The sequence below is a fragment of the Priestia veravalensis genome (assembly GCF_001457055.1).
In the GTDB taxonomy this organism is placed as follows: Bacteria; Bacillota; Bacilli; order Bacillales; family Bacillaceae_H; genus Priestia; species Priestia flexa.
In genome coordinates this window covers 1-9,353 of the sequence record NZ_KQ758721.1, presented here as the reverse complement: position 1 = coordinate 9,353, position 9,353 = coordinate 1, and the positions used below count along the sequence as shown (strand labels likewise).

Annotated in this window: 7 protein-coding genes and 1 pseudogene; 1 reads left to right on the top strand and 7 read right to left on the bottom strand. The window is 36.9% G+C overall.

The window, feature by feature from the left end; translation table 11 throughout:
- Positions 1–356 precede the first annotated feature (356 nt).
- From lpdA to AS180_RS20055, 7 genes and pseudogenes are all read right to left on the bottom strand, one after another.
- Complete coding sequence (gene lpdA, locus AS180_RS20085; protein ID WP_025908699.1) at positions 357–1,757, bottom strand: dihydrolipoyl dehydrogenase; 1,401 nt, start codon at positions 1,755–1,757, stop codon at positions 357–359.
- 254 nt (positions 1,758–2,011) lie between these two features.
- A complete protein-coding gene (locus tag AS180_RS20080; protein WP_025908698.1) occupies positions 2,012–3,262 on the bottom strand; it encodes a dihydrolipoamide acetyltransferase family protein in 1,251 nt (416 codons plus the stop codon).
- 14 nt (positions 3,263–3,276) lie between these two features.
- Positions 3,277–4,308, bottom strand: coding sequence for an alpha-ketoacid dehydrogenase subunit beta (locus AS180_RS20075; protein WP_025908697.1), 1,032 nt, complete (start codon positions 4,306–4,308; stop codon positions 3,277–3,279).
- A 23-nt stretch (positions 4,309–4,331) separates the two neighbouring features.
- Entirely contained in the window at positions 4,332–5,297 is a 966-nt protein-coding gene (locus tag AS180_RS20070) for a thiamine pyrophosphate-dependent dehydrogenase E1 component subunit alpha (protein WP_025908696.1), read from the bottom strand.
- Between the two features lie 348 nt (positions 5,298–5,645).
- Complete coding sequence (locus AS180_RS20065) at positions 5,646–7,400, bottom strand: sigma-54-dependent Fis family transcriptional regulator (RefSeq protein ID WP_025908695.1); 1,755 nt, start codon at positions 7,398–7,400, stop codon at positions 5,646–5,648.
- A 409-nt stretch (positions 7,401–7,809) separates the two neighbouring features.
- Positions 7,810–8,415 (bottom strand): ABC-2 transporter permease, encoded by a 606-nt coding sequence (locus AS180_RS20060; RefSeq protein ID WP_025908694.1) that lies wholly within the window; start codon positions 8,413–8,415, stop codon positions 7,810–7,812.
- A pseudogene (locus tag AS180_RS20055) lies at positions 8,408–9,027 on the bottom strand (ATP-binding cassette domain-containing protein); the annotation flags it as partial. The pseudogene AS180_RS20055 and the gene AS180_RS20060, both read right to left, overlap by 8 nt.
- 138 nt (positions 9,028–9,165) lie before the next feature.
- Here AS180_RS20055 and AS180_RS20050 point away from each other — a divergent pair.
- The coding region (locus tag AS180_RS20050; RefSeq protein ID WP_139109245.1) for a DUF4372 domain-containing protein at positions 9,166–9,353 on the top strand (188 nt) is incomplete at its 3' end.

The window sequence follows — 9,353 nt, the reverse complement described above, 5'->3', positions numbered from 1 at the left end:
CATCCATAAGTTGTTTGGATTAGCTTCATAAGTTAGCAATTTAAAGGAAACTCACACTCTATGTTTCTAACGAGTGATTTTTGCACCAGAACCGCCTTTTGTTACTTTCCTATATATACTATTCCTATATAAGAATGGAAATAAACTTACTTTCAGCTTAACGGATGACAAGGTTTCTTGCAAAAATTCTGCTTTCCGCAGCTAGAAATGAAAGGAGAACAATCGTATTAAAAATACTTCTTTATCCTTTTTACAATCCGTAAATAATACCTGGGCAGACACTATTCTGCACAGGTTAAATAGATACTTGCAAATTATCATTATCTACACCAATCGTACAGGTCAGCCAATTGTCATTACATATGAAGAGATAGGCCATCTACTGCCAAAGCAGCTTCTCCTAATACTTCTGATAAAGTTGGATGGGCATGAACGGTATGGGCAATTTCCCAAGGCGTTGCTTCGAGCATTTGACCTAATGCAGCCTCGCCAATTAAATCAGTAGCATGTGGACCAATAATCGTTATCCCAAGAATATCATCTGTATTCTTATCGGCAATTATCTTTGTGAACCCTTCTTTTTCTCCATGAACAAGTGCTTTTCCAATTGCTTGGAACGGAAAATATCCAACTTTGACTTCATATCCTCTTGCTTTAGCTGCTGCTTCGGATATCCCTACACTTGCAATTTCAGGTGCGGTATAAATACATCGAGGTATTTGTTCATATGAAATCAAATATGTTTCTTCCCCAACAATTGTATCTACTGCAAGAATACCCTCATGCATGGCAACATGGGCTAATTGAAGTGTTGGGATACAATCTCCAATCGCAAATATTTTATGATCATGTGTACGACAATTTTTATCTACAACGATTGCGCCTTTTTCCAGTTTAACTGCAGTATTTTCTAAACCAATTCCCTCCACTACAGGACTTCTTCCAACGGAGACAAGCAGTTTTTCTGCAGAAAAGATATCTGTTTTTCCATTTACTTCGGCACTGATTTGCACCCCTTTTTCTGTTAATCGACAGCTTTTTGCATCAACTAAAGCATTGGTTACAATCTGTACTTTTTTCTTCGTATAAATTTTTTGTAATTCTTGTGAAATGTCCTCTTCTTCTGTCGGGACAATTCGCGGGCTATATTCTAAAACGGTAACTTTTACACCGAAATCATTTAGTAAAGAGGCCCATTCCATGCCAATGACCCCTCCACCAACGATGATGATACTCTTCGGTAATTCTTTTAGTGACAGCGCCCCGTCTGATGAAAGAATTTGCTTCTCATCAAAGGGTAAGCCTGGCAGGGATCTTGGCTTTGAACCTGTTGCGATAATAGTATTTTTTGCTTCAATACTTGTTTCTTTTCCTGCTCGATCAGTGATCTTCAAAATAGAATTAGAGTGGAAAAAACCGGTCCCTTCATAGACATCAATTTTTCCTTTTTGCATCAATCCTTTTATCCCAGCTTCTAATTGGCGCACAATCATTTCTTTTCTTTTTTGTGCTTTTGGAAAATTCACCGCTATATTTCCACTTACGTCTACCCCGAAGCTTCCAGCATTTTTAAATGTAGAAAATACTTCTGCTGTACGCAATAATGCTTTACTTGGAATACATCCACGGTGAAGACAAGTTCCACCAAGCTTATCCTTTTCTATTACTGCAACTGTCTTTCCTTTTTGCGAGGCACGTATTGCTGCTACATATCCTCCCGTACCCCCACCTAGGATAACGACATCATATTTCTTCATTCTTGATTCCCTTCCTTCTACGGAGAGCTCACAGAAAAATGATGAGCTAATCCCAACGATAAGTATTCATGTTTCGTACCTAAAGCTACCATATTGAATTGGACTTTTAAGATAGCAGCACGATTACAGAGAAAAGTCGTACTGCCCCGCTTCTTAAATTTCTCAAACATTCAATAAATGGTGCTATCTAACATGGAATAGAGCTGCATTCATTTTTCATTTGCACGCCTATCTACTTTTTACACTCTTTTTATCTATAACACTAGTAAATATGGATGCTCTAGATAATAAACAACACGATTCAAGAAATCTCCTGCTGGTGCTCCATCAAGCACTTGGTGATCAAAGGTTAAGCTTAAAGGCAATTTTTTCACTGTTTTTACGGTTTCATTTTCTAGTGTTAATTCCTCAATAAATGTTCCTACACCAAGAATACCTGTTTCAGGGGTATTTAGGACTGGGGTAAAATATTCAATTCCCTGTTGGCCTAAATTAGAAATAGTAAAAGTTGATCCCGTTAATTCATATCCTGGTAATTGTCCATTTCTTGCTTTTTCCGTTACAGACGATATAGCTTTTGCTAATTCCCCAAGCGGAAGCCGCTCTGCATTTTTAACTACTGGAACGACTAAACCGGCATCTAAAGATGTTGCAATTCCTAAATGCACCTCATCAAATAAATATAATTGACCATCAATTAAATGAGTATTCATAAATGACTTATCACGCAAGCTTAATGTAACAGCTCTGGCAATAAGCACCGTTAAAGTTAATCGGACATCTAGTTCGCTTTCCGTTACTTGTTTCTTAATATCCTTTTGAAAATCTAGCAGGGCATTAATTTCTGCTTTTCGATGTAATGTTAATTGAGCAGTTGTAGACAAGCTTTGCTGCATTCGTTTTGCAATTGTTTGACGCATAACAGATAACTTTTCGCTTTTTACGCCTGTTGTTTGTACATCTGGTTGTACAATAGTTTTAGTTTCTTGCTCCACTTTTGGTTTTGTTGGTACTTTTTCTTCTCCACGCTTGTCAGCAAATGCTTGAATATCTCTTCGCGTGATTCGATTATTTGGTCCTGTTCCTTTAACATTTTGTGTATCCACTCGCAGTTGTTGGGCAAGTTTTCTTGCAGCAGGAGATATCCGAATTCGCTTATTTGTATCTTCCCCTTTTACTTCCGCCTCTTGTCGCGCCGGCGCATTCTCCTCTAATGCTGCATCTTTTCCTTCCCTAACATCTTGACTACTTTCACTTTCCGCTTCCTTTTCATTACCTATTATTCCAATTGGCTTTCCAACTTCTACTTCATTATCGACTTCTTCAATGATTGTAAGAAGTACTCCATCTGTTGGCGCCTCTACTTCACTTGTTAGTTTTTCTGAGCTAATAACAGCCACACCTTCTCCTTCCGAGACGGATTCTCCAGGCTGTTTTAACCACTCCACAATGGTTCCTTCTTTCATGGTCATTCCTAATTTCGGCATCACAATAGCAGTTGACATATTTTCACCTCCACTTATCGAGCTAAAGTTAATTCATTAATTAATTCATATGCCGTATTGATAACTTTTTCTGCGTTTGGTATATATAATTGCTCTAAATTAGTTGCAAATGGAACTGGAGTATGTGGGGCCGTTATTGTTTTAATTGGAGCATCTAAATAATCAAACCCTTTATTAGCGACAAGTGCTGCGATATCGGCTGCTACACTACAGCGTGGATTTGCTTCATCTACAATAATTAGCCTTCCTGTTTTTTCGACAGACTCCAAAATTGGTTCTTCTTCAAGTGGAGATAATGAACGAGGATCGATTACTTCCACTTCCACTCCTTTACTTGCTAAAATATCTGCTGCTTCCATCGCAACATGGACCATTTTTCCAATTGCCACAATGGTAAGATCACTACCTGCTCTCTTCACTTCTGCTTTTCCAAGCGGAATGGTATAGTATCCCTCCGGCACTTCCCCTTTCATGCTATACAGGGTTTTATCTTCAAAGAATACAACTAAATCATCGTCTTCAATTGCTGAAAGTAATAAACCTTTTGCATCATATGGATTAGATGGCACAACTACCTTCAAACCTGGAATAGCGGTAAACATACCATATAAAGTCTGGGAATGCTGTGCGGCCGCACTTGCACCGGCGCCATGGTTTGTACGAATAGTTAAAGGCACTCTTGCTTTTCCACCAAACATATAACGCATTTTCGCTCCCTGATTAAGCACTTCATCTAAACAGCTTCCAATAAAGTCGTTAAACATTAATTCTGAAATCGGACGTAAACCAGTAACTGCTGCCGCTACAGCTGCTCCCATATATCCCGCTTCTGCAATCGGCATATCGATAACTCGTTTACGGCCATATTTATTTGCTAATCCCTTGGTAACACCAAAAACACCGCCCCATGCTTCTTCGTCTTGTAAGTGGTCAACGGTTGCACCACCTGCAACATCTTCTCCTATTAAGATAACTTTATTATCTCTCTCCATGGCAATATCCATTGCTTCATTGATAGCTTGTGAAAATGTAATCTTTCTTCCCATTCTTCCTTCACCTCATTCTTTTATTATTTGTAGTTGACATACACATCATCTAGTAACATGGATGGGTCAGGCTGTTTACTATTTTTTGCAAATTCTACTGCATTGTCCACTGCCTTTTCCACTTCGTTCTCAATTTGTTCCACTTCTGTTTCCGTTAACAAGTCATTGGCAAAAGCATATGCTTTAAAGATTTCAATACAATCTTCATCTACTGGCCACTTCTCACGATCTGTTTCTGATTTATATTTTTGTGCATCTCCTTCAAAGTGACCATAATTTCGATACGTAACCGCTTCAATAAGAGTTGGACCTTCTCCATTTCTGGCTCGTTCCACTGCATCTTTAGCAGCATTATAAACAGCTACTAAGTCTTTTCCATCTACTCTCACTCCTGGAATACTATAGCCTGGTGCACGATCAATAATTTGTTTACAGGAAGTAGAATAATGATATGGAGTGGCTTCCCCGAAACCGTTATTTTCTACTACAAAAACAACAGGCAGCTTTAAGATTGAAGCGATGTTAATTGCTTCATGAAATGTTCCATGATTATTGGAACCATCTCCAGAAAAGCAGACAGTTACGTTGTCTGTTCCCTCTACATAAGCTGTTAAAGCCGCACCAGCTGCAAGCGGAAATCCTCCACCGACAATGCCATTAGCCCCTAACATGCCAACGTCAAGGTCAGCAATATGCATAGAACCTCCTTTGCCTTTGCATATCCCTGTTTCTTTTCCAAAAATCTCTGCCATCATACTATTTAAGTCACAGCCTTTAGCCAGACAATGACCATGACCTCTATGTGTACTCGTTATATAATCTTTATTCGTTAAATGTGCACATACACCTACAGCAATCGCTTCTTCTCCTGCATATAAGTGAACAAAACCTGGGATTGCCCCAGTTGAAAAGATCTTATGAACTTGATCTTCAAACTTCCTAATTTCATTCATTTTCGTATAGGCCCAATAAGCAGTTTCTTTCTTCATTTTCTTTCCTCCATTCTATATTCCAGTATTAACACACTTCGATGATACAACATATTTTCTATTTTCGAAAGCGCTTAAAATGCTGATAAATCAACATTTCTAACCTTTGTTATCGATTGAAACGAGACAGATTTTCTCATTATTTCTCACTTTTCTCACCATCATTTTATTAAAAAATACGCATACTTTCTTAAGCAATAATTTCTTTGAAGAAAACTATTTATTATTAAACGAAAAAAAGATTGGAGAATGTGCAAGACCACCATTTCGGTTGTCTTATTTATTCTCCAATCATATAAATTTGTCTCATTTTTGTCTCACTATCTTCCAAACTGAGAATGTGAACATTTATAAAAAATTTTTTATTTGATATTTTTTTATTTTTCTATAAAGAGTCGCACGAGACATATTTAGTTCTTTTGTTGCTTCTGACACATTTCCATGGTGTTTTTTTAATGCGTTTGTAATTGCCTGAATTTCAAATTTAGTCTTCGGATCCTTTCTATGGTATGATTTTTGCATATGTTTTTCTGCGATCCTTACTTGCTCATACAACTGTTCTTCAGTTGGCGCATCCTCTTTATATAAAATTCTGCATCGATCTAGAGTATTATATAATTCTCGCACATTTCCATACCATTGTCCCTTTGAAAATAGTAATTTCCAATTTATTCTCCACTCTGGATGCCAATTGTTCTTGTCACAATAGTAATCAATCAGAGCAATTATATCTTCGTTTCGTTCACGCAAAGGACTAAGATAAATGGGATAGGCATAAATATAATAGAATAAATCTTGATCTATTATCCCTTGCTCCACTAGATCACGGATATCTTTCGTGGAAGATGTGATAAAACGATAGGATTTGTGATGTTGTCTTTCCTTTTCCTGTAAGATGGTTAAAAGCATTTGCTGGGAGGGAATCGAAAGTTCTCCAATCTCTTCCAAAAAAATCGTTGCTTCCTCGACCACTTGATGCCTTTTCTTAGTCAAACGCTGCAGATTTGTAGAAAGAAACCTTTGAAGAATATCCTTAGTAAGCATCGAACAGTGTAATTTATAAAAAGGGGCCGTTGATATTGGGCTATTTTCATGAATACAACTAGCAAGAAACTTTTTGCCAACACCAGTTTCTCCTACTAAATGTACCGTAGTATCCGTGGGTGCGACATTTTTAATAGATTCCAGGACTTGTTTGTAACTTTTGCTTAAACCTCTACTTCCATTCCAAACAAAGCCTGTTTCCGCACGGAGAGGTATTCGATATCCAATGAGTCGATGGTGGTGCATAATCGGAATATGTACGGCAGATACTGCACCAGTCTCTTGCGCGAATCGACTTAATGAACTGCCAATCCAATTTTGATATTTTTGCTGAAGATTTTTTGGAAGGGCACAAATGTATTTATCAATGGTACAAACAATGTATTGTCCACTGCTTTGGAAAGTTGTTCGCAGCAAAAACTCCATATCCTCGTGCATCTTTTTTTTCCAATCTAGTGAAATGGAATCAGCAATAAGCTTAACACATGCTAACACATATGGCTGGTTAATAGATTGATAGAGACTAGATACATTCAAAACTCCTATCATTTCTTTATGCTGGTTAAAAATTGGCGCGGCAGAACAATTCCATTGTTGAGATGCTTTCGAAAAATGTTCATACCCTCTAACCATCATGGGTTTTTTATATCTTGCCGCGAGACCAATTGCATTAGTTCCCACTTCTATTTCTCCCCATTTTGCTCCTTCTTTAAATCGGATCGTTTCTGCTGCAATGCTAATAGAATTTTCCCCTTCTTTATATAATATGTACCCATCTTTATCTGTTAAAATAATGACAAAACGCCAGCCTCGTAAAATTTTTTGTAAACGCTTAACATTTTGCTTAGCTAAAGTAATTAATAATTCATTTTCTGCCAATCTTTCTTCGAATTCCTCTGGGGTCAAGATACAATCAGTTATGCCATCATGTGGGTTTAAGCCTTTTTGCCGGCAAAGATGCCAAGATTCTTCAATCTCTGGAATTAAATTTGCTGGTTCTAAAGATCCTTCTTGAATAAATCGTGTCCACACTTCCTTTGTATCTACTTTACCAGTCATTAGTATCCCCCTTATTCTCGTTATTACATCGAATCTTTATTTGTATTATAACAGGAGTACTTTTTTAGTAAAAGGTTTCCGTTCTTACTCTTTGTAACTTATTTACATTAAAAAAAGGATTTGTTACCAAAAAATATTCTTATTTTAAGAATGATCTTTGGGCCAATTGTTATTAAAACGTAATTTTCTTTCAAGCTTCTAATCCACAAGTTTTGGAACCTTGCAGAACATCAGCTTGTATGTATAGAGCAATCTATATTGAAAAAAAGAGAGAAATTTCCCATCAATGGAGACTTTCGTTTCCCCCACTGATGGATAACTTCTCTTTCACTTACTGGTGGCTTCTCCAGTTTTTCAGTCTGTTATAGTGATGTACCTACATCTTTTGTTGGCAGTGAAGAATTTTATATTAAAACACTTTTCGCTGGTAAATCACTGTCGCAACTCCCCATGAGGCTAAATAGACAACAAGAATAAAAATGGTCGCTCCTGTATATAAAGTTGGAAGGGATAAATTGATAATAAAATCTGTTATACTGGTTAAATGTTCCGCTAGAAAGGTAACGACTCTAGGCCCTATGGCTGATAAAACAAGAAAACTGATAATAACAACTGTTGTAATATAGCCAGGCTTAAGCATATAGAACAATGGAAAGGTGAAAGCAGCAAACAGCAAGAAAAAACCACTCCCAACGGCAATATCTGTAAGTGTAAATGGTTTATTAAAAAGAAACAAGGCTGCACTTGTCAGTAGAATAGACGCTAACATATACACAACTGCTCCAATATAGCGTGATGCAATGATTTCCTTTCGTGTATAAGGTAAGGAATTTAATAATATATTTGTCTCTGCTTTTTCATCATATGCATATGCATTAAACGGGATAAAAATACTAGCGACGAGAAAAATGAAAACAGAGTCTATATTCATCACAATAAAAAATACGATAAAAGGGATAAATACTAAGAGTTGCCTTTTCTGAAGGATTGCATCACGTCTTATTAAATTAAACATATTGCATTCCTCCTTTTGTGTAGTACATAATATCTTCTAATGTCGCATGTTCGATCACAACACTATCACCAAATACCTGATCCACTTCTTTTCGATTATCTGTTAATGCCACAAACCCCGTCGGACCACGATTTAGATGAACAAAGCTTTTTTCTGTGTCTCTATCCAGTAAATCTAGTCCTCCCTTAACAACTGCATAGTTCTCTGCGATATCTAGTATTGATTGATTAAAAATCAATTCTCCTCTTTGTATGAAGGCAATATAATCGGCAATACGATCTAAATCAGTTGTAATATGAGTGGAGAAAAACAAAGTTCGATTACCATCGACCATTAACTCTTGTAACAGATTCAACAGTTCTCTCCTAAAGATAGGATCCAAGCCTGCTGTAGGTTCGTCCATAATGATTAATTCGGCATGATGGGATAAAGCTATTGCTAAAGATGCTTTCATCTGCATTCCTTTTGAAAAAGTCTTAATAGCCTTTTTTGTGGTAACTCAAATTTTTCTACATAATGATAAAATAATTTATCATCCCATTGTTTGTATGCAGGTCCCACAATGCGTTTTATATCGATTAAGTTCAGCCCTTCAAAAAATACATTACCATCATCACTAGCGTCGCATTAAAATAATTCAAAGCCCTTTATAAATCTGAATTTTCTGCAATATTATTCATGCACAAAAAAATCCTTTATAATGGTTGGGTGGTAATAAACCATCCAAATCCAAAATAAAGGACAATAAGCATGGATAAGTTTACACGAAAAACATCATTTGAACAATGGTTTTCACCGATTTTCTCCACAAAACTCGAGGAATTGGTTGAAAGCTATCAATTAAATTCCTATACAAAGAAGCTGTACATTGCTTCATTCTTGAAATTACTCGTATTCGCACAACTCAACGAAACCGAGAGTCTGCGTGCAGTCAGTGA